Source organism: Nocardioides sp. NPDC006303 (assembly GCF_040613175.1).
In the GTDB taxonomy this organism is placed as follows: domain Bacteria; phylum Actinomycetota; class Actinomycetes; order Propionibacteriales; family Nocardioidaceae; genus Nocardioides.
Genome location: NZ_JBEXRR010000017.1, coordinates 67440 through 86412 on the forward strand (window position 1 = coordinate 67440; position 18973 = coordinate 86412).

Sequence of the window (18973 nt, forward strand, 5' to 3'; positions counted from 1 at the left end):
GAGGACAGGCATGACAACCGTGACGAACGAGACCGCGCAGCGCACCCGGGTCGGATGGCCGCGGATCGGCGGTGTGGCGGCCACGGCGGCCGTGGCCGCGACGGCCGTGTGGCTGCTGTGGACCCAGGCCGGGGGAGTGGAGCTCGAGGTGAAGTCGGGCGCCGGCAGCCAGCAGATCGGGGTCGGGTCGGTGATCGTCAGCAGCCTGCTGATCGCGCTGGTCGGCGGGGCGCTGCTGCGCTGGTGGGAGGGCCGTTCCGAGCGCGGGACGCGGCGATGGACGATGCTCGCCGTCGGGATCGCCGTGCTCTCCCTGATCACACCGACCAGCGCGCTCACCGTGGCCGCCGGACTGGCGCTCGCGAGCCTGCACGTCGTCGTGGCCGTTGTGGTCATCGCCGGCCTGCGGCGACGGTAAAGTGACGGGCGTGTCCGGCCTGAGGTGTCACCTTCAGACGACCGGAGCGAGGTCGCCCGGCGAGCTTGCTCGTCCGGGCGCGCCGAGCGAGGGAGTGACCGCGCGAAGCGCGGCGCGCCACGGCGTGGTGCTGGTGTGGCTGCCGGTGTTGCTGCTCTTCCCGCTGCTCAACCTCTCCGGTGAGGCGTTGGCGGCCGCCGGCCAGGTGGTCCTGGTGCTGGCTCTCGCCACGGCCGCGGTCGCTCTCGTGGTCACCGGGCGGGTCGCGGTTCTGCTGCCCGTCCTCGTCGCCCTGATCGTGCTTGCGGCGATGCAGGGCGAGGGCTGGCAGACGGTCTGGGGCGTGCTGGCCATCGTCTCCCCGGCGGTCCTGCGAGGCTGGCGCCTGCTGGTCGCCATCGTCGCGGCCACCGTCGGCGTCGCGGTCTCGATCGCGGTGATCGAGGGCATCGGCGACGCCTACCTCCTCAGCGTCGGCGGCGTGTTGCTCAGCGGCGTGACGACCACCTCGTTCCTCCGCCTCGTCGAGGCGGTCGAGCAGCTCCGCCGCACCCGGGAGGAGCTCGCCCAGGCTGCGGTCGCCGAGGAGCGTGCCCGGATGTCGCGTGACCTCCACGACCTGCTCGGCCACACGTTGAGCGTGATGGTCGTCAAGGCCGAGGCCGTACGCCGCCTGGCGGCTCGTGATCCCGAGGCAGCCGCCGCACACGCGGCCGATATCGAGGAGGTCGGGCGTGCCGCCCTGGCCGACGTCCGCGTCGCCGTCGACCAGATGAAGACGCTCTCCCTGGCCGACGAGCTCGACGGCGCACGGCGCGCGCTCGACGCCGCCGGGATCCGTACGTCGGTCACCGCTGCCCTGGCCGAGGTGCCCGACATCGCCGGACAGGCGCTCGCCTGGGTCGTGCGGGAGGGCGCCACGAACGTACTCCGGCACTCCGGCGCGACCAGCTGCCACTTCGAGGTCACCGAGGACGGCGGCCAGTTCCGGCTCGCCGTGGTCGACGACGGGGTCGGTGGTCCGGTGGACACGAGCGAGAGGTCGGGTGGGCTCGAGGGCCTGCGGCAGCGGTTGCGTGCGGTCGACGGGCGCCTCGACGTACGTCCTGGCGCCGACGGTTTCCGCCTCGAGGCGAGGGTGCCGGCATCGTGATCCGCATCCTGCTCGCCGAGGACCAGGCGATGATGCGCGGCGCGCTCGCCGTGCTGCTCGGGCTCGAGGACGACCTCGAGGTGGTCGCCCAGGTCGGGACCGGCACCGAGATCGTGCCGACGGCGCTCGAGGTGCGCCCCGATGTGGCTCTGCTCGACATCGAGCTGCCCGGGATCAGCGGGCTCGAGGCCGCGCGCGAGCTGCGCGCGTCAATCCCGGAGTGCCGGGTGATGATCCTGACGACGTTCTCCCGGCCCGGCTACGTGCGCCAGGCGATGGCCGCGGGAGCCGTCGGCTTCCTCGTCAAGGACGGGCCGGTCGAGGAGCTGGCCGACGCGATCCGCCGGGTGCTGCGCGGCGAGACGGTCCTCGACCCCGGCCTGGCCGCCGCCACGCTCCGCGCCGCCCCGAACCCGCTGACCGCGCGCGAGCGAGACGTGCTCGCGGCCTCCGAGGACGGGGCGAGTATCGCCGACATCGCCGGCCGGCTCTTCCTCTCGCCGAGCACCGTGCGCAACTATCTCTCGGCGGCCATCGGCAAGACCGGCACCCGCAACAAGACCGAGGCGGCCCTCACCGCGCGGCGCAACGGCTGGCTCGCCTGAGACCGCGCGATCAGGCAGGCGCCGGCGACAACGACCCGAGCGCGTGCACGAGCGGCGCGAGCTCGGGGATCTCTGCGGCCTCGTCCAGTGCCGTACGCAGCACCTCGTCGTGCAGCGGGCGGGCGGTCTTCAACAGGGCGCGTCCGGCGGGCGTGAGCTCGGTGTAGATCCCGCGGCGGTCGTCGGCGCACAGGATCCGGGTGAGGAGGTCGCGGTTCTCCAGGCGGGTGACCAGGCGGGTCGTGGCCGAGGAGGAGAGGGCGGCCGCGCGCGCCAGCTGCTGCATGCGCATGTGCCACCCGTCCTGGCGGCTGAGCGCGTCGAGCACGGTGAACTCGACGACCGACAGCCCGTGCTCGCGCTGCAGCGCCTTCTCGAGGGCGGCCTCGATCAGTCCGTGCACGGCGGCCAGCGTGCGCCAGCCCTGCGCGCGGATCTCGACGGCGTCATCAGCGATTCCCATGGGTCCTCCTTCGTGGAAGCCTCCAGCATACCCGAGTTGCGCGGATAGTGCGCGCGTGCAACTATAAATACGAAGCGTGTGCAACTACTGCGCACGCGGACTATCGACAGACGCAACCCGTCCACGTTCAGGAGTCATCCATGCCCGTCGCACTGCTAGCCCTCGCGATCGGAGGGTTCGGCATCGGCCTCACCGAGTTCGTCATCATGGGCCTGCTGCCCGAGGTCTCCACCGATTTCGGGGTCAGCGAGACCACCGCCGGCTACCTCATCTCCGGCTACGCCCTCAGCGTCGCGATCGGCGCCGTCGGCCTGACCCTCCTGCTCACCCGGGTGCCCCGCAAGATCGCCCTGCTCGGCCTGATGGTGCTGTTCATCCTCGGCAACCTGATCTCCGCAATGTCGCCCGACTACGCCACGATGATGGCCGGCCGGATCGTCGCCGCCCTGTGCCACGGCGCCTTCTTCGGCATCGGCGCCGTCGTCGCCGCCCAGTTGGTCGCTCCGGAGCGTAGGGCCAGCGCGATCGCCTTCATGTTCGGCGGCCTCACCCTCGCCAACGTCCTCGGCGTACCTCTCGGCACCCTGCTCGGCCAGGCCGCCGGCTGGCGCTCGACCTTCTGGGCGATCACGGTCATCGGCATCATCGCCTTCATCGGCATCGCCCTCCTGGTCCCCGCCCACACCGGTCGCAGCGAGCAGGCCGCCCCGGCCGTACGCACCGAGCTGGCCGCCTTCGCCAGCCCGCAGGTCTGGTTCTCGATCGCCCTGACCGTCCTCGGCTTCGGCGGCATGTTCGGCGGGTTCACCTACATCGCCTTCACCCTGACCGAGGTCAGCGGCTTCTCCGCGGGCGCGGTCCCGTGGCTGCTCGTCCTCTTCGGTGTCGGCCTCTTCTTCGGCAACATCGTGGGCGCCCGGGCGGCCGACCGAAACGTGGTCAAGACCCTCGGTGTGCTCCTGAGTGCGCTGACCGTCATCCTCGCCGCCTTCGCCCTCGTCGCCAGCAGTCAGGTGCTGACCGTCGTCGCCCTGGTCCTGATGGGCGCGGTCGGCTTCGGCACGGTGCCGGCCCTGCAGATGCGGGTGATGGGGTACGCCGACCAGGCCCCCACCCTCGCCTCCGGCGCGAACATCGGCGCCTTCAACCTCGGCAACGCGCTGGGCGCCTGGATCGGCGGCGTGACCCTCGCGGCCGGGTTCGGCTACACCTCGCCGCTGTGGGCGGGCGCCGGGGTCACCGCGCTCGGTCTGCTCGTGCTGCTGGTCGCCGTCCGTGCGCCCGGGGGCGAGCGGCGTACGTCCGTTCCCGTCCCTGCCTGAACCTCACCCATCTCAAAGAAGGAAGTCTCATGACCATCCCGAACATCACCCTGAACAACGGCGTCGCGATGCCGCAGCTCGGCTACGGCGTCTTCCAGGTGCCCGACGACGAGACCGAGGCGGCCGTGACCGCGGCGCTCGAGGCCGGCTACCGCAGCATCGACACCGCGGCGGTCTACGGCAACGAGGCCGGCGTCGGACGCGCGCTCGCGAAGTCGGGCATCGCCCGCGAGGAGCTCTTCATCACCACCAAGCTCTGGAACTCCGACCACGAGCGGCCGGTCGAGGCGTACGAGAAGAGCCTCGAGCTCCTCCGCCTCGACCAGGTCGACCTCTACCTGATCCACTGGCCCACCCCCGCCCGCGACCTGTACGTCGGCGCCTGGCAGGGCCTCGAGGAGCTGTACGCCGCGGGGCGGACCCGCGCGATCGGCGTCTCCAACTTCCTGCCCGAGCACCTGGACCGGATCGTCGGGCTCGGCGGCACGGTGCCGGCGGTCAACCAGATCGAGCTGCACCCGGCGCTGCAGCAGCGCGCCACTGTCGCGGCGAACGACGGGCTCGGGATCGCCACCGAGGCATGGAGCCCGCTCGCCCAGGGCGCGATGCTCCAGAACCCGGCGATCACCGCGATCGCCGACCGTCTCGTCCGCACTCCCGCCCAGGTGATCCTGCGCTGGCATCTCCAGCAGGGCCGGATCGTCATCCCCAAGTCGGTGACCCCGGCGCGGATCGCGCAGAACCTCGACGTGTTCGGCTTCGATCTCACCGACGCCGACCTGGTCGCGATCGACGCCCTGGAGAGCGAGGGCCGCACCGGCCCGGACCCGGCGACCTTCAACGCCGCCTGATATCTGCGCTTGATATTTGGGGAGCAGGTGTTATCGAAGGGTAATCGGCCCGGGGGAGATGCCCGGGCCGGTTGCGGGCATGCTTGGCCCATGCGATTGACCGAGCATGAGCTCACCGTGGCCCTGACCGGGACGGCCAAGACCGTCCTGGCCTCCGGCCGGAGGTTCCGCAAGGGCGGCGCCGACATCGACAAGGTCTGGGACGAGACCGACCGCTTCCAGCGCTTCAAGCTCCTGGACAGCATCGGCACCCAGATCTTCCCGGTGCTCACCGACCTCCCCGACATCGACGTCCCCGTCGGTGGTCGCCCGAGCTTCCCGGAAGAGCAGATCCGCGAGTCCGTCGAGCGCAACATCGGTGACGACGTCGGCCGGCTCCGCCGTGCGGTCACGGTCAAGGCACGCGTCGCGCTCGTCCAGGCCGCCCTCTCCAACCTGCCGCCCCGGGCCGAGGGCGACCTGCGCCTGGCCGACTGAGCCGGTGACCTGGCGCCGTCAGGTCCAGGGGTTGTCCCAGCGGCCGTGGGCCTGCGCCGCCTCGACCTCGGCCAGGCCAGCGGGCCGCATCCGGCCCTCGGCGGTGAGGCGCTCGACCTTGGAGATGTTGAGCTGGGACCACTTCGAGCCCGGGCGCCGGCGGGTGTAGCGCTGCAGGTAGGTCGCCTCATCGCCTCGGCGGCGTACGGCAGAGATCCAGCCGAAGCAGAGGCCGACATCGACCAGCTCGTCGGAGGTGAGGGACGTCGGCTCCACACCCTTGCGGGTCAGCCGCAGCCACACGGCGCGTGTCTCGGGAGCGGCCGCCTCGAAGTACGCCTCGACCTCGGCCACGGTCGGCCGGTCCAGAACCGGCTCGCCGTCGATGGTCTCCACGCGACCAACCTAGTGGCTGGCCGCGTGGAGACCGGGCCGGTCAGCCGATGGAGGGTGTCGCGGCGCGGGGTGCGGCGTCGGCCGAGCAGTGGTAGTCGCGCGACGGCCGCTCACCCGTGGTCAGATAGGTCGTCACCACGTGGTTCGCGCAGCGGTTCTTCCCGCCCGGGTAGACGCCGTGGCCGCTCTGATCGGCGGTCACCATGGTGGCCCGCTTGCCCAATGCCGCCCGCATCTTCCGCGCACCGGCGAGCGGTGTCGCCGGGTCGCGAAGGTTCTGCACCATCAGTACGTTGGACGGGCCCTGATCGGTGATCTGGACCTGCGGTTCGGCGGGATCCGGCCAGTACGCGCACGGCGTGATGTTGGCTCCGGCGGCACCGAACAGCGGGTACCTGATCCGGTCGACGGCGACGTTGCGCTGGTAGGTCGCCACCGACGACGGCCAGCGTGCGTCGTTGCAGACCAGGTAGTAGCGACCGGAGATGAGGTTGTCCACGTCGCCCACGGCGTCGCCTCCGGGCAGGGGTGGCGGCGGCTGATTCGCGTCGACCGCCTGCCAGATGTCCGCCAGCAGCGGCAGCTGGGTCGGGGCGTACAGCAGACCGAAGTTCATCAGCCGGAACGCGACCTGGTCGAAGGGGCCGTCCGGGGTCGGGATCGGCTTCTTCTCCAGTTGCTCGGCGAGGTCGAAGAACTTCGCTCGTACCTGTGCCGGCGTCTTGCCCAGGCCGTACTCGCGGTGGTTGGCCGCCGCGAACTTCGCGAAGGCCGGGAAGGTGTCCTCGACGCCCTGCGACCACAGTCGGTCGCTCGCGTAGTCCCAGCCACCCGGGCCCATGTTGCTGTCGAGCACGATCCGGTCGCTGCGCTGCGGGAACAGGGTGGTGTAGACGGCGCCCAGATGGGTCCCCCAGGAGGCGCCGGCGTACGACAGCTTCGACTCGCCCAACGCCGCCCGGATCCGGTCCATGTCACGTGCGGTGTTGGCCGGGCTGACGTGCGGCAGCATCCAGGATGTCTTGGACGCCTCGCACTGCTGGGCGATCTGCTTGCTCATGACCGCCCGCTCGGTCACGTCTGCGGCGTCCAGCGCGTACGGCGGGATGCTCCCGGTCAGCTGTTGGTCCGCGGTGAGGTCGCACGTCACCGGTGTGCTGCGGCCGATCCCGCGCGGGTCGAAGCCGATGACGTCGTAGCTGTCCAGGACGCTCTGCGGGAGCCCGGTGGCGACGAGCATCGCCGGATAGCCCTCGCCCGCGGAGGGACCGCCGGGGTTGGTCACCAGGATGCCGCGCCGCTTGTCGGGCTTCGTGCTCGCCAGCCGCGAGACCGCGATGTCGATCGTCTTGCCGTCGGGGTCGCTGTAGTCCAGGGGGACCTTCAGCGTCCCGCACTGCATCCCTTTCGGGATCGGTACTGGAGAGATCTCGGCGGGGCACTTGTCCCACTTGATGGTGTCCGGTGGCGCGGCCTGTGCCGCGGCCGGACCTGCCAGCGAGACCCCTGGGGCCAGTGTGGCCGCCAGCGAGACGACGGCGACCGCGAGCGGTACTGAGATGCGTTTCATTCGTTCCTCCCGAGGATGGTTCTGTGACGGTGTCAGTCTTCGCTGATCGGAGGACGGGAACATCCGGCCGAAGACCATTCCCGGGTGGCCGAAAGCACTATTGACCGGTGGGAAAAGTAGTAGTCGGCGACGACGGTTGGCGGTTGGGCTGCGATCGGCGAGGATGTCACCGTGATCGACGAGCGCCCCATCAAAACCTGGCTGACCGACATGGACGGTGTCCTCGTGCGTGAGGAGGAGCCGATCCCCGGCGCCGCCGAGTTCTTGGCGAAGCTCACCGAGGCGTCGGTGCCGTTCATGGTGCTGACCAACAACTCGATCTACACCCCGCGGGACCTCAGGGTCAGGCTGCTCCGGTCCGGTCTCGACGTCCCGGAGAAGTCGATCTGGACCTCGGCGCTCGCGACCGCGCAGTTCCTCGCCGACCAGCGGCCGGACGGTTCTGCGTACGTCGTGGGGGAGGCCGGTCTGACGACCGCGCTGCACGCGGTCGGCTACGTGATGACGGAGAACGACCCCGACTACGTCGTGCTCGGCGAGACCCGCACCTACTCGTTCGAGGCGATCACCCGGGCGATCCGGCTGATCGAGGGCGGCGCGCGGTTCATCGCGACCAACCCCGACCCGAGCGGGCCGAGCCCGCAGGGCACGCTGCCCGCGACCGGCTCTGTCGCCGCGCTGATCAGTGCCGCGACCAACCGGGCGCCCTACTTCATCGGCAAGCCCAACCCGCTGATGATGCGCAGCGCCCTCAACCAGCTCGAGGCCCACTCCGAGACGACCGTGATGATCGGCGACCGGATGGACACCGACATCATCAGCGGCCTCGAGGCCGGGATGCGCACCATCCTCGTCGAGACCGGGTCGACCAGGCCCGAGCAGGTCGAGACCTTCCCGTTCCGGCCGACCCGCGTGGTCTCCTCCATCGCCGACGTGCTGCCGCTGCTCGACGCCTGACCTGGCCCCTGGGTCGGGTCGAACGCCCGATTTCATTGGGTTGTGTAAGGAAAGCCCGCTCAGGGCCTCTCCTCGTGGACGTGACTGTGTCGACCGTCACATAGTCGGGCGTCCGGGTGACCCCACCCGGAGAAGACCGAGGAGTTACAACTGATGACTGTCATCGATGACAAGTCCGCAGGGGCCGTCCCTCGCTGGCGCTTGATCGGACCCGGCCTGGTCGTCGCCGCGACCGGTGTCGGCGCCGCCGACCTGGTCGCCACCATGATCGCGGGCAGCAAGTACGGCTATGCGCTGCTCTGGGCCGTCGTGCTCGGCTGCCTGATGAAGGTCGTGCTCGTGGAGGGAGCCGGCCGCTACAGCCTGGCGACCGGACGCACGATCTACGAGGGCTGGAGCAGCCTCGGCCGCTGGACCCACGCCTACTTCGGGCCGTACCTCATCATCTGGGGCTTCGTGTACGGCGCTGCCGCCATGTCCGGCACCGGGCTCGCCGCCCACGCCCTGGTGCCGGTGCTGTCGGTGAAGGCCTGGGGCATCATCGCCGGGATCTTCGGCCTCGCGCTGGTCTGGACCGGCCGCTACGGACTGTTCGAGAAGGCGCTCAGCATCATGGTGCTGTTGATGTTCATCTCGATGGTCGCCGCTGCCGCGCTCACGGTGCCGAACCTGCCCGAGCTCGCCACCGGCCTGGTGCCTCGGATTCCGGACGGGTCGCTGCTCAACATCCTGAGCGTCGCCGGCGGTGTCGGCGGGACGATCACGCTCGCCGCCTACGGCTACTGGCTGCGTGAGAAGGGCTGGGCGACACCGGCGTACATGCGGGTGATGCGCATCGACAACTCGGTCGCGTACATCGTGACCGGAATCTTCGTCGTCTCCACCCTGATCGTCGGGGCCGAGCTGCTGTACTCGGCCGGCATCGCGGTCGACACCGGCGACAAGGGGATGCTCGATATCGGGAACGTGCTCGAGGACCGGTACGGCCCGGCCGCCGGAACGATCTTCCTGATCGGCTTCCTCTCCGCCGCGCTGAGCTCGCTGGTGGGGGTGTGGCACGGGGTCAGCCTCATGTTCGCCGACTTCGCCGGGCACGTGCGGAAGGCGCCCGAAGACGCGCCCGAGCGGATGGCCGGCGGCATCTGGTACCGCACGTACATCCTGTGGTTGACGTTCCCGCCGATCATCGCCCTGTTCCTGGACCAGCCGGTCTATCTGATCCTCGCCTACGGTGTGCTCGGGGCGCTCTTCATGCCGTTCCTCGCCATCACTCTCCTGTGGATCCTCAACACCGACCGGGTGCCGCGCGAATGGCGCAACCGGATCTCCTCGAACGTCGTGATGGGTCTGTGCGCACTCGCCTTCTTGGCACTGGCAGTGCATCAGGTCCGCGTCGTCATCACCGGCGCGCTCTGATCACCGCACCAGGTTAGGTTGGCTCCGTGCGGATTCTGGTGGTCGAGGACGACCCGAGCGTTGCGGAGGCGTTGGTGGACGCCTTCCAGGACGTGGGGTGGACCCCGACCCACTGCAGCCGCGGCGACGACGGGCTGCACCAGATCGCCGGAGCCGATCTGGTGGTGCTCGATCTCGGTCTGCCGGACATGGACGGACTCGACTTCCTGCGTACGGTGCGGCGGGTCTCGACGGTTCCGGTGCTCGTGCTCACGGCCCGTGACAGTGACGGGTCTGTCGTCCTCGGCCTGCGTGCCGGCGCCGACGACTACCTGGTGAAGCCGGTCGGCAGGGCGGTGCTGCTCGCGCGTGTGCACGCGCTGGTTCGGCGGAGCCGGATGGCCTCCGCCGAACCGCGGCCGGCCGAGCGTGTGATCACCTTGGGCGAGCTGAGCGTCGACGTCGCCGCGCGCACCGTTCACCGTGGTGGGTCCCCGGTCTCGGTGACCGCGACGGAGTTCGACCTGCTGGCTGCGCTGATCGCTCGCACCGGCGAGGCGGTGAGTCGCGACGAGCTGCTGCTCCAGGTGTGGGGTACGCCGGCGGTCGGCAAGTCGCGGTCGCTGGACTTCTTCGTGACCGCGCTTCGCAGCAAGCTGGGTGGGGACCTGCCGCTGCACACGGTGCGCGGCTACGGGTTCCGGCTCGGCTGATCGAGAAGGGGGAGAAGTCGGTGATGGAGCGTCGGGTACAGCTCGTTGTCGGCCTGCTCCTGCTCGGGACGCTCCTGGCACTGGCGTTTCCGCTGGCGACCACGCTCGCTGACCGGCGGACCGCCCGGCTCGCGTCCGAGCGGGACCGGCAGATGGCGGTGATCGCGGAGGCGGCCGCCTCCGGCCAGCCGGTCGCAGGGCTGGTCGATCGCTACCACGACGTCTACGACGAGCCGGTCCTCGTCGTCGATGCCGACGGCCATGAGCTCTCGCTCGCAGGCGACCTCGACGCCGGCGCCGCCTCCGTCAGGGGAGCGCTGCGTATCGGACTGGTGGGCGTGCCTCCCGTCGCGATGCGTCGGATCCTGCCCTGGACCACCGCGGACCCGCTGCGCGGAGCGCCGGGCCGCGAGGACGGCGAGGTCAGGTCGTACGCACTGACTCGCGTCGACACCTCGGCTGCCGCCGCACAGGTCAGACGGGACTGGGCGCTCATCGCGGTCGGGGCGTTGGCGCTCCTGCTGCTGGCCGCGGCGCTGACCAGGCGGCTGTCGCGATGGACCATGCGTCCGGTGCACTCGCTCGAGGCAGCGGCGCGCACGATCACGCACGGGGACCGCAGCGCGGATGTGCTCGCGACCGGCCCGGCGGAGCTCCGCGGTCTGGTCGCAGAGTTCAACCGCATGGGTGCCGCCGTCGACAGGTCCCTGGAGCAGCAGCGTCAGCTGGTCGCGGATGCCTCGCATCAGCTGCGCAACCCGCTGGCGGCGCTGCGCCTGCGAGCCGACGGACTGGAGTCACATGTGAACAGCACCGGTGAGCGGTCCTATGCGGGACTGACCAAGGAGCTGGAGCGCCTGGAGACGCTCCTCGACCAGCTGATGTCGCTGGCACGTGCCCAGGAGGCCGGGGTGGCCCGTGCCGGTGGACGCGTGACGGTCCCGAACCAGGTGGTGGGCACCGTCATCCGCGAGCGCGTCGAGGCCTGGCGGCCGGCCGCGGAAGCGGCGGGGCAGTCCTTGGTGGTCTCGAGAGACCTGCCGGAGGTCGAGGTCGCCGGTGTGCTCGACCAGATCCTCGACGTCCTCATCGACAACGCCATCCGCTATGCGGGCCCGGGCGCCCACGTCGAGCTCTCGGCGACCGAGACCGCCGACGGTGTCGTCGGCTGCGTCCGTGACGACGGTCCGGGGCTCGAGCACGACGAGTGGCACCAGGCCACCGAGCGGTTCTGGCGATCCGGTGACCAGCGGACGGGATCCGGCCTCGGGCTGGCGATCGCCGAGGAGCTCGCCGGCGCCAACGGTGGCCGCGTACGCCTGCGGCCCGCCGACCCGGTCGGGACGATTGCCGAGTTCTCGCTGCGGGTGGCGTCGTGACCTGGCTGGGTGGGCAGCTGACGAGGCGGACGCTGGTGCGAACGGTCACCGCCGCCGCCGTGGCGCCGACGGTGGCGTCCTTGGCGGGATGCCGCACCGAGACGTCACCCGTCACGATCGCTGCAGGCACGGAGTACGGGACCTATGCGGTCTTCGCGGGCCTGCTCGCCGATCAGCTGCGTGCCGTGAGCCCTGGGCTGGAACCGACGGTCCTGTCGACGGAGGGAAGCCTCGACAACGTACGTCTCCTCAGAGACGGCGAGGCCGCGCTCGGGCTCGCGCTCGAGGACGGCCTGGATCGGATCGTCGCCGATATGCCCGAAGCAGCGCGTCCGATGGCGTTGGCGCGTATCTATGAGAACTATCTGCAGCTCCTCGTGACCGAGGACAGCCCGATCCGCGAGGTGGACGACCTTCGTGGGCGACGCGTCGTCCTCGGAGCCGCCGGGTCCGGCGCCGCCGTGACCGCTGTCGTGCTCCTGGGGGCAGCTGGTCTGCGGACCCGTGATCTCACGGTGAGGTACATGGGGCTGGCTGCCGGTCTGGACCGGCTGGTCGAGGACGACGTCGACGCCGTGTTCTGGTCCGGCGGGATCCCGACGCCCACGATCAGCAAGGCGGGGCAAGAGCGGCCGCTCCGGATGATCGATCTCGGCGCGCTCGCCGCCCCGATGTCACGACAGTCCGGCTACCGCTACTCGACCCGGAAGGTGCCACCGGTCGACTACGGTCCTCCCTCGGGCGGCACGACGATCGGCGTTCCCAACCTGCTGTTGGCGCGCCGCGACCTACCGCATGAAGTGGCGCGGGAGATCGTCGACATCATGGTCAGCCGTGCGGACCTGCTCATCCCGGACTTCGTCCGAGGGCTTCAGTATCTCGAGCCCGCCACGATGATCCAGACGGGGCGGATCCCCCTGCATCCTGGCGCCTTGTCGGCGTATCGCGCTCTGCACGGTTGACGTGCCGTCGACCAGCCTTCGGGAATAGCCTGAGGGCAGTCGCATGCTGGGGCTGATGTGAACGAGGACCGTCCGTCGTGGGAGATGACGCTCGCCTACCAGGAGGAGCTGGCTGCCGGCTCCGCCGGTGAGGACGTACGCTCCGCCACCTGGTTGCTCGTCGACGACGGCACGGTCGTGCTGACCGCCGCCGGGCAGTCGCACCTGCTCCGCGCGGGGGATGCGGCTCTGGTCGGAGGCCAGGTCAGGCACCGGCTGGCGACCCACGACGGGGCCGCGGTGACCAGGGCTGATCTGCGGGCGGTCGCGGTGGCGTACCCGCTCGCCAACCCGCTGGTCGTGCGTGACTTCGTCGGCAGGCACGGCGGGGTGGCCGAGCTGGTGCGGCGCTGCCCGCTGGCAGGGCCGTGCCGGCCGACGGCGCTGTTCGCGTCGGGCTACGCGTCCTTGCTCGGCGCGGCGATGACCGCCTCCTGGCTCGAAGACACCGGGCGCGGGACCGATGGTCCCGCGCCCGTCCTCGACCCGACGGTGGCGCAGGTGCTCTCCGCGTTGATCGCGGATCCGGCACGCGCCTGGTCCGTCGAGGCGATGGCGGAGTCCGTGCACCTGTCGAGGTCGGCGCTGGGGGAGCGGTTCCGGCGCGGTCTGGGGCAGAGCCCCAGCGAGGCGCTGCGGGACGTGCGGATGCGCGCGGCCCGCCACCTGCTGGCCGGCGGTGACCGTCCGGTCGAGCAGGTGGCGTACGCCGTGGGCTACGGGTCGGGCGCGGCGTTCAGCCGCGCCTTCACCACCGTCCACGGGACCGGGCCGCAGGCGTGGCGGGACGCCTCAACCACGCGGGACGCGGACCGCGCCGAAGCCCGCCGCGGCGATCACCGCACCGACCGCTCCGATGAGGAGCACCCGCCCGACGCCGTACTCATCGAGCACCGCGCCTCCTAGCGCCGCCCCGAGGGTGATCGCGATCTGGAACGCGGTGACCTGCAGCGCCAGCGCCGACTCGGTGCGCTCGGGCTCGACGCGGGTGACCCACAGCTGCGTGCCGACCGGCACCAGGTTGAACCCGAAGCCCCACACGGTCATGGCCAGCGCCATGACCGGCGTGCTCTCGGCGAGGAACGTCAGCACCAGCCCGCCCGCGAGGAGGAGCGGCGCGACGGTGACGACGACCCGCAGTCGGCCGGCGAACCGGCCGGCCGCGAGGTTGCCGAAGAGCCCGCCGAGACCCCACAGCGCCAGCATCCACATCTCGTCGCCCGGCGAGGTCGCCGAGATCGCGATCCGGATGAACGGGTACGCCACGAAGTTGCCGAGCACCACCACGACCACCAGGACCACCCCGGCGACCAGCCGCGGGTTGCGGAGCGCCTGACGCATCATGGTCAGCCCGGCCGACGGGTGGGCCGGCACCGGCGGCAGCGCCCGAGCCAGCGCGGCGGCGGAGACCAGGCTCAGCACCGCGGCGGCCGCAAACCCCCAGCGCCAGCCGGGGCCGTCGGCGAGCAGCGAGCCCAGCGGCAGGCCGACGATCGTGGCCACCGTGACGCCCAGCGCGATCGAGGTCGAGATGACGTGGTCGCGGCCCGGCGAGGCGTACGTCCCGACGGCGAACGCGAAGGACCAGTAGCCGGCGATCGCCGCGCCGAGCACGAGCCTGCCGAGGAGCAGGACGACGAACCCAGGGGATACCGCGACCGCCAGGTTGGCGACGGCCGCGGCGACCAGCAGGCCGACCAGCAACGTGCGCCGGTCCATCCGGGGAAGGATCATGGCGATGGTCGGTGCGGTCGCGGCCCCGGCGATCGCCGTCGCCGCCACGGCGAGCCCGGCCGTCCCCTCGCTGATCCCGAGGTCGCGCGCCATCGTGGGCAGCACGCCCGCCGGCAGGAACTCGCTCGAGACCAGGATCGCGATCCCGGCGGCGAGCGCGACCACCGGCGCCGCTCGGCCCTGGGAGGTGGTCGGGGACGGGGTCGTTTCAGGCGAAGTCGTTGTCACCCTTCGATCGTCGCCGCGATCCGAGCGCCCGCGTTGATCGCCCGTCGCCCGTGCTTGACCGGATGGCCGCCATCGCTGGTTTCATCGAGGAGGACCGAAACGGTTACGCCGCCGAAATAACCGCTCCTTACGCTCGAAAATGTTCATCTCATCAACATTTGAGCCGGAAGGGGTAGTCGATGGCCGTGGCACCAGATGCGGAACGGGTCGGGCCCGTGGACGGCCCGGCGCGGCTGGCCGGCGTGGAGCTGACCGCGCTGCGCAACGTACGCCTCCTCGACGGCAGCCTCGCCGATCTCGATCTCGCGGCCGGTGAGATCACCGCCGTCCGGGCGGCCGACGAGAAGACCGACGCCGGGACCGATGCCGGGGGCTGGCGGCTGATTCCCGCCGCAGGTGAGCCGCACGCGCATCTCGACAAGGCGCTGAGCGCCGAGCAGATCGAGCCGGGCCCGCAGGCCGGGAACGACCTGGTCACCGCCATCGAGCAGTGGCGCTCGCTCGTTCCCGCGCTGACCTCCGACGACTTCGCCGACCGCGCCCGGCGGGCGGTGCGCCGCTACGTGGCGAACGGCATCACCACGATCCGTACGCATGCCGACGCACTCCTCGCGGGCGACCCGCTGCGCGGGGTCGATGCCCTGCTCGGCCTGCGCGAGGAGCTCAGCGGAACGGTCACGCTCCAGGTCTGCCTGCTCGCCGGCCAGGACGTTCCCGACGCAGTGATCGAGGACGCGATCGGGCGCGGGATCGACGTCATCGGCGGGTGTCCGCACCTGGCCGACGAGCCCGCCAAGGAGACCAGCCGCATCCTGGACCACGCCGAGCGGTCCGGCCTCCCCGTCGACCTGCACACCGACGAGCAGACCACCACCGGCCACCTCGACCTGGCCGACCTCGCCGAGCAGGTCATCGCCCGGGGGATGCAGCAGCGCGTGACCGCCTCCCACTGCGTACGCCTCGGCATGCTCGGCCACGACCGCCGAGGTCCCGTCGTGGACCTGGTGGCGAAGGCGGGGATCGGCATCGTGACGCTCCCGATCACCAACCTCTACCTGCAGGGCCGCGACGCGGACGGTGCGGTGCCGCGTGGTCTCACCGCGGTCCGGGCGCTCCTCGAGGCGGGGGTACCGGTCGCCGCTGGTGCCGACAACCTGCGCGACCCCTTCAACCCCGTCGGCCGGGCCGACCCGTTCGAGACCACCTCGCTCCTGGTCGCCGCCGGTCATCTCCGGCCGGCCGAGGCCCTCGCCGCAGTCACGACGACCACCCGCACCGTGCTCGGGCTGCCCGACGCGGGCACCGTGCCGGGCAGCCGGGCCGACTTCATGCTCGTCCCCGACGTACCTCTCGACGAGGTCGTCGCCGGTTCCCAGACCGCCCGTGTAGTCGTCCATGGCGGCCGCGTGCTCGCCGACACCCGCGTCAGCACCGTCCTCGATCTCGATCCCATGCCGAGGTGACATGAACACGACGACCACCACCGCCACGCTCGCCCTCTCCGGGGTGACGAAGCGATTCCCGACCGGTACGACCGCGCTGACCGGGGTCGACCTCAGCGTCGACGCCGGGGAGTTCGTCTCCGTCGTCGGCCCGTCCGGCTGCGGCAAGTCCACCCTGCTCCGGCTGGCCTCCGGACTCGAGGACGCCACCGTCGGCCGGGTCGACGTCGACGCGGACACCACCAGCTACGTCTTCCAGGACCCCACCCTGCTGGAGTGGCGCAGCGCCCGGAAGAACGTCGAGCTGATCGGCGAGCTGAGCGGGCTCCCCAAGGAGCAGCGCCGCCGCGCGGCCCAGGAGGCCCTCGACCTGGTCGGCCTCACCGGCTTCGAGAAGCAGCACCCGCGCCAGCTCTCCGGAGGCATGCGGATGCGGGTCTCGATCGCCCGAGCCCTGGTCGCCGAGCCCGATCTCGCCCTCTTCGACGAGCCGTTCGGCGCGCTCGACGAGATCACCCGGCTGGCGATGCAGACCGAGCTGCAGCGGCTCTTCAAGCTGCTGGGCTTCGCCGGCCTCTTCATCACCCACTCCGTGGCCGAGGCCGTCTACCTCTCGACGCGCGTCGTCGTGATGAGCGGCCGGCCCGGCCGGATCGTCGCGGAGATCCCGGTGCCGTGGGAGTTCCCGCGCCCACCCGAGCTGCGCTTCGAGTCCGACTTCGCCCACCTGGTCGGCCAGGTCTCCGAGGCACTGGAGGAGCACGCATGAGCACCGAGCTGAGTACCGAGCTGATCGTCGAGCCGGACGTCGAGCCCGCGACCGAGGCCGCGTCCGCCGAGCCACACCCCAGACGTACGTCGCCGGTGCTAGGTCGACTCCTCGCCAAGGTCCTGCCGATGATCGCGGCGCTCGCCGGCCTGGCGGCCGTGTGGTACGCCGTGACGTACCTCGTCCTCGGCGAGGACAAGCGGTTCCTGCTACCGCCACCGCACCAGGTCTTCGCGGAGACGCTCGGCCGGCCGGAGATCATGCAGCCGATGCTCGCGGCGCTGTGGCAGTCGGTGATGGTCGCGCTGGCCGGCCTGGTGATCTCGGTGGTCATCGGGATGGCCTGGGCGATGGTGATGGCGCAGACCCGGCTGCTGGAGAAGGTGCTCTACCCCTACGCGGTCATCCTGCAGACGGTCCCGATCCTGGCGCTGACCCCGTTGATCGGGATCTGGATGGGCTACGGCATCGCGGCCCGGATCGTGGTCTGCGTGATCATCGCGGTCTTCCCGATGATCGCCAACACCCTCTTCGGCCTGCAGTCGGCGACGGCGCCGGCGCACGACCTCTTCACCCTCAACCGGGCGACGCGGCTGCAGCGGCTGCTCAAGCTGCAGTTGCCCGCCGCGATGCCGGCGATCTTCACCGGCCTGCGCAACGCCGCCGGGCTGTCGGTCATCGGCGTGATCGTCGGCGACTTCTACTTCCAGCAGGGCAGCCCCGGCATCGGCGGCCTGCTCCGCGTCTACACGCTCCGGCTCAGCATGGAGCCGCTCTTCCTGGCGATCATCCTGACCGCCCTCTTCGGTGTCGTCGTCTTCTCGGCCTTCGCCGCTCTCGACCGTGCCGTGATCGGCAAGTGGTACGGCGAGCGCTGACCTCACTCCCTCCCCCCAAGAAACGGACACAGCATGAACCGACACATACCCCTGCGCGCCGCCACCCTCGTGGCACTCTCGACGATCGTCCCGTTCGCCCTGAGCGGCTGCGGGAGCGACTCCGGCGCCGCCAACACCGCCACCGCAGGCGAGGTGACGAAGGCGGAGAAGGGCAGCGCGAAGGACCTCTCCGACGTCTGTCCCGCGACCGTGGTGATGCAGCAGGACTGGCAGCCCGAGGCCGAGCACGGCGGCATGTACAGCCTGATCGGCGAGGGCTACACCGTCGACACCGACAAGAAGACCGTCACCGGGCCGCTCGTCTCCGGCGGTGTCGACACGGGCGTGAAGGTCGAGGTCCGCTCGGGTGGTCCGGCGACCGGGTTCCAGCCCGTCCCCGCGACCATGTACCTCGACAAGGACATCCTCATCGGAGCGGTCAACACCGACGCCGCGATCGCGGCCGCGGAGAAGCAGCCGACCGTCGCGCTGGCCTCGCAGCTGACCGTCTCGCCACAGATCCTGATGTGGGACCCGAAGAGCCAGGACGACGCGAAGACCATCGCCGAGGCCGCCGGGGACGGCGACCCGGTCGTCACCGCCGGCGACGTGATCCCGGCGCTCCTCGAGTCGCAGGGGATGATCCAGAAGAAGCAGTCCGACCTCTCCTACGAGGGCACCCCGCAGCGCTTCGTCACCGAGCCCACGATCCTCCAGCAGGGCTTCGCCACCGCCGAGCCCTACATCTACGAGAACGAGATCGGCAGCTGGGCCAAGCCGATCGGCTACCAGTTGCTCGCCGAGGTCGGCTACACCATCTACCCCGAGCCGGTCGCGGTACGTGCCGAGGACGTCGAGAAGGAGGCCGACTGCCTCGAGAAGCTCGTCCCGGTGATGCAGCAGGCCGAGATCGACTACCTGGCCGACCCGGACTGGGCCAACGGGATCATCGTCGACATCGTCGAGCGCTATCAGACCGGCTGGACCTACAGCGAGGGCGTCGCCACGTACGCCGCCAAGACGATGACCGACCTCGACCTGGTCCACGACGACCCGAAGTCCGGAGTCTTCGGCCAGATCGACGGCGAGCGGATGAAGGGGATCGTCGAGACGTTCGCGCCGATCATGAAGCAGGCCGGCACGATCACCTCCGAGGACATCGACCCGGAGTCGCTCTACGACAACCGGTTCATCGACGACTCGATCTCGATGAAGTGATGTC

At 70.7% G+C, this 18973-nt stretch carries 20 protein-coding genes; 16 read left to right on the top strand and 4 right to left on the bottom strand.

Going from position 1 to position 18973, the window contains the following annotated elements; translation table 11 throughout:
* Positions 1-10: 10 nt before the first annotated feature.
* The 3 genes from ABZY89_RS15045 (at position 11) to ABZY89_RS15055 (ending at position 2176) form a co-directional block, all read left to right on the top strand.
* Positions 11-418 (top strand): DUF6069 family protein, encoded by a 408-nt coding sequence (locus ABZY89_RS15045; protein WP_355228356.1) that lies wholly within the window; start codon positions 11-13, stop codon positions 416-418.
* Positions 419-512: 94 nt separating this feature from the next.
* Positions 513-1571, top strand: a complete 1059-nt coding sequence (locus ABZY89_RS15050) for a histidine kinase (RefSeq protein ID WP_355228358.1) — start codon at positions 513-515, stop codon at positions 1569-1571.
* Positions 1568-2176, top strand: coding sequence for a response regulator transcription factor (locus ABZY89_RS15055; RefSeq protein ID WP_355228360.1), 609 nt, complete (start codon positions 1568-1570; stop codon positions 2174-2176). Before ABZY89_RS15050 ends, ABZY89_RS15055 begins: the two co-directional genes overlap by 4 nt.
* A 10-nt stretch (positions 2177-2186) precedes the next feature.
* Here the strand turns inward: ABZY89_RS15055 and ABZY89_RS15060 are convergent, their stop codons facing one another.
* Positions 2187-2639, bottom strand: a complete 453-nt coding sequence (locus ABZY89_RS15060) for a MarR family transcriptional regulator (RefSeq protein ID WP_355228362.1) — start codon at positions 2637-2639, stop codon at positions 2187-2189.
* A gap of 140 nt (positions 2640-2779) precedes the next feature.
* On the opposite strand from ABZY89_RS15060, the gene ABZY89_RS15065 reads away from it, so the two are divergent.
* From ABZY89_RS15065 to ABZY89_RS15075, 3 genes are all read left to right on the top strand, one after another.
* Complete coding sequence (locus ABZY89_RS15065) at positions 2780-3961, top strand: MFS transporter (RefSeq protein ID WP_355228364.1); 1182 nt, start codon at positions 2780-2782, stop codon at positions 3959-3961.
* 29 nt (positions 3962-3990) lie between these two features.
* Positions 3991-4812, top strand: coding sequence for an aldo/keto reductase (locus ABZY89_RS15070; protein WP_355228366.1), 822 nt, complete (start codon positions 3991-3993; stop codon positions 4810-4812).
* Positions 4813-4902: 90 nt separating this feature from the next.
* Complete coding sequence (locus ABZY89_RS15075) at positions 4903-5289, top strand: hypothetical protein (RefSeq protein ID WP_350714376.1); 387 nt, start codon at positions 4903-4905, stop codon at positions 5287-5289.
* A gap of 18 nt (positions 5290-5307) precedes the next feature.
* On the opposite strand, the gene ABZY89_RS15080 is transcribed toward ABZY89_RS15075, so the two are convergent.
* Together ABZY89_RS15080 and ABZY89_RS15085 are read right to left on the bottom strand one after the other, a co-directional pair.
* A complete protein-coding gene (locus ABZY89_RS15080) occupies positions 5308-5685 on the bottom strand; it encodes a hypothetical protein (RefSeq protein ID WP_355228368.1) in 378 nt (125 codons plus the stop codon).
* A gap of 40 nt (positions 5686-5725) precedes the next feature.
* Positions 5726-7255 carry an alpha/beta hydrolase gene (locus tag ABZY89_RS15085; protein WP_355228370.1) on the bottom strand — a complete coding sequence of 510 codons (1530 nt, stop codon included), beginning with the start codon at positions 7253-7255 and terminating at the stop codon, positions 5726-5728.
* Between the two features lie 171 nt (positions 7256-7426).
* On the opposite strand from ABZY89_RS15085, the gene ABZY89_RS15090 reads away from it, so the two are divergent.
* From ABZY89_RS15090 to ABZY89_RS15115, 6 genes are all read left to right on the top strand, one after another.
* Entirely contained in the window at positions 7427-8212 is a 786-nt protein-coding gene (locus tag ABZY89_RS15090; RefSeq protein WP_355228371.1) for an HAD-IIA family hydrolase, read from the top strand.
* A gap of 153 nt (positions 8213-8365) precedes the next feature.
* Positions 8366-9628, top strand: coding sequence for an Nramp family divalent metal transporter (locus ABZY89_RS15095; protein WP_355228373.1), 1263 nt, complete (start codon positions 8366-8368; stop codon positions 9626-9628).
* A 26-nt stretch (positions 9629-9654) separates the two neighbouring features.
* On the top strand, positions 9655-10320 hold the full coding sequence (locus tag ABZY89_RS15100) for a response regulator transcription factor (protein WP_355228374.1): 666 nt from the start codon (positions 9655-9657) through the stop codon (positions 10318-10320).
* Positions 10321-10343: 23 nt separating this feature from the next.
* Entirely contained in the window at positions 10344-11699 is a 1356-nt protein-coding gene (locus ABZY89_RS15105; RefSeq protein ID WP_355228376.1) for a HAMP domain-containing sensor histidine kinase, read from the top strand.
* A 35-nt stretch (positions 11700-11734) separates the two neighbouring features.
* Positions 11735-12661 (top strand): TAXI family TRAP transporter solute-binding subunit, encoded by a 927-nt coding sequence (locus ABZY89_RS15110; RefSeq protein ID WP_355228378.1) that lies wholly within the window; start codon positions 11735-11737, stop codon positions 12659-12661.
* 57 nt (positions 12662-12718) lie between these two features.
* Complete coding sequence (locus ABZY89_RS15115) at positions 12719-13606, top strand: AraC family transcriptional regulator (RefSeq protein ID WP_355228379.1); 888 nt, start codon at positions 12719-12721, stop codon at positions 13604-13606.
* On the opposite strand, the gene ABZY89_RS15120 is transcribed toward ABZY89_RS15115, so the two are convergent.
* The gene (locus tag ABZY89_RS15120) at positions 13493-14662 is read right to left on the bottom strand and encodes an MFS transporter (RefSeq protein ID WP_355228381.1); all 1170 of its coding nucleotides are present in this window, start codon (positions 14660-14662) and stop codon (positions 13493-13495) included. The two genes, ABZY89_RS15115 and ABZY89_RS15120, sit on opposite strands and share 114 nt — an antisense overlap.
* Positions 14663-14841: 179 nt before the next feature.
* Here ABZY89_RS15120 and ABZY89_RS15125 point away from each other — a divergent pair, with 179 nt between their 5' ends.
* Genes ABZY89_RS15125 through ABZY89_RS15140 form a run of 4 tightly spaced genes read left to right on the top strand, consistent with a single transcriptional unit; the run spans position 14842 to position 18969 of the window.
* A complete protein-coding gene (locus ABZY89_RS15125) occupies positions 14842-16125 on the top strand; it encodes an amidohydrolase family protein (protein WP_355228383.1) in 1284 nt (427 codons plus the stop codon).
* A 1-nt stretch (position 16126) separates the two neighbouring features.
* Entirely contained in the window at positions 16127-16873 is a 747-nt protein-coding gene (locus ABZY89_RS15130; RefSeq protein WP_350714400.1) for an ABC transporter ATP-binding protein, read from the top strand.
* A complete protein-coding gene (locus ABZY89_RS15135) occupies positions 16870-17751 on the top strand; it encodes an ABC transporter permease subunit (RefSeq protein WP_355228385.1) in 882 nt (293 codons plus the stop codon). Before ABZY89_RS15130 ends, ABZY89_RS15135 begins: the two co-directional genes overlap by 4 nt.
* 33 nt (positions 17752-17784) lie before the next feature.
* Complete coding sequence (locus tag ABZY89_RS15140) at positions 17785-18969, top strand: hypothetical protein (RefSeq protein ID WP_355228386.1); 1185 nt, start codon at positions 17785-17787, stop codon at positions 18967-18969.
* The last annotated feature ends 4 nt before the right edge of the window (positions 18970-18973 follow it).

What these genes read in the sequence shown, in the direction of transcription:
- ABZY89_RS15045 (WP_355228356.1), top strand. Translation starts at nt 11, where the DNA reads ATGACAACCGTGACGAACGAGACCGCGCAGCGCACCCGGGTCGGATGG.
- ABZY89_RS15060 (WP_355228362.1), bottom strand. Translation starts at nt 2,639, where the DNA reads ATGGGAATCGCTGATGACGCCGTCGAGATCCGCGCGCAGGGCTGGCGC.
- ABZY89_RS15065 (WP_355228364.1), top strand. Translation starts at nt 2,780, where the DNA reads ATGCCCGTCGCACTGCTAGCCCTCGCGATCGGAGGGTTCGGCATCGGC.
- ABZY89_RS15070 (WP_355228366.1), top strand. Translation starts at nt 3,991, where the DNA reads ATGACCATCCCGAACATCACCCTGAACAACGGCGTCGCGATGCCGCAG.
- ABZY89_RS15075 (WP_350714376.1), top strand. Translation starts at nt 4,903, where the DNA reads ATGCGATTGACCGAGCATGAGCTCACCGTGGCCCTGACCGGGACGGCC.
- ABZY89_RS15085 (WP_355228370.1), bottom strand. Translation starts at nt 7,255, where the DNA reads ATGAAACGCATCTCAGTACCGCTCGCGGTCGCCGTCGTCTCGCTGGCG.
- ABZY89_RS15095 (WP_355228373.1), top strand. Translation starts at nt 8,366, where the DNA reads ATGACTGTCATCGATGACAAGTCCGCAGGGGCCGTCCCTCGCTGGCGC.
- ABZY89_RS15105 (WP_355228376.1), top strand. Translation starts at nt 10,344, where the DNA reads ATGGAGCGTCGGGTACAGCTCGTTGTCGGCCTGCTCCTGCTCGGGACG.
- ABZY89_RS15125 (WP_355228383.1), top strand. Translation starts at nt 14,842, where the DNA reads ATGGCCGTGGCACCAGATGCGGAACGGGTCGGGCCCGTGGACGGCCCG.
- ABZY89_RS15130 (WP_350714400.1), top strand. Translation starts at nt 16,127, where the DNA reads ATGAACACGACGACCACCACCGCCACGCTCGCCCTCTCCGGGGTGACG.
- ABZY89_RS15135 (WP_355228385.1), top strand. Translation starts at nt 16,870, where the DNA reads ATGAGCACCGAGCTGAGTACCGAGCTGATCGTCGAGCCGGACGTCGAG.
- ABZY89_RS15140 (WP_355228386.1), top strand. Translation starts at nt 17,785, where the DNA reads ATGAACCGACACATACCCCTGCGCGCCGCCACCCTCGTGGCACTCTCG.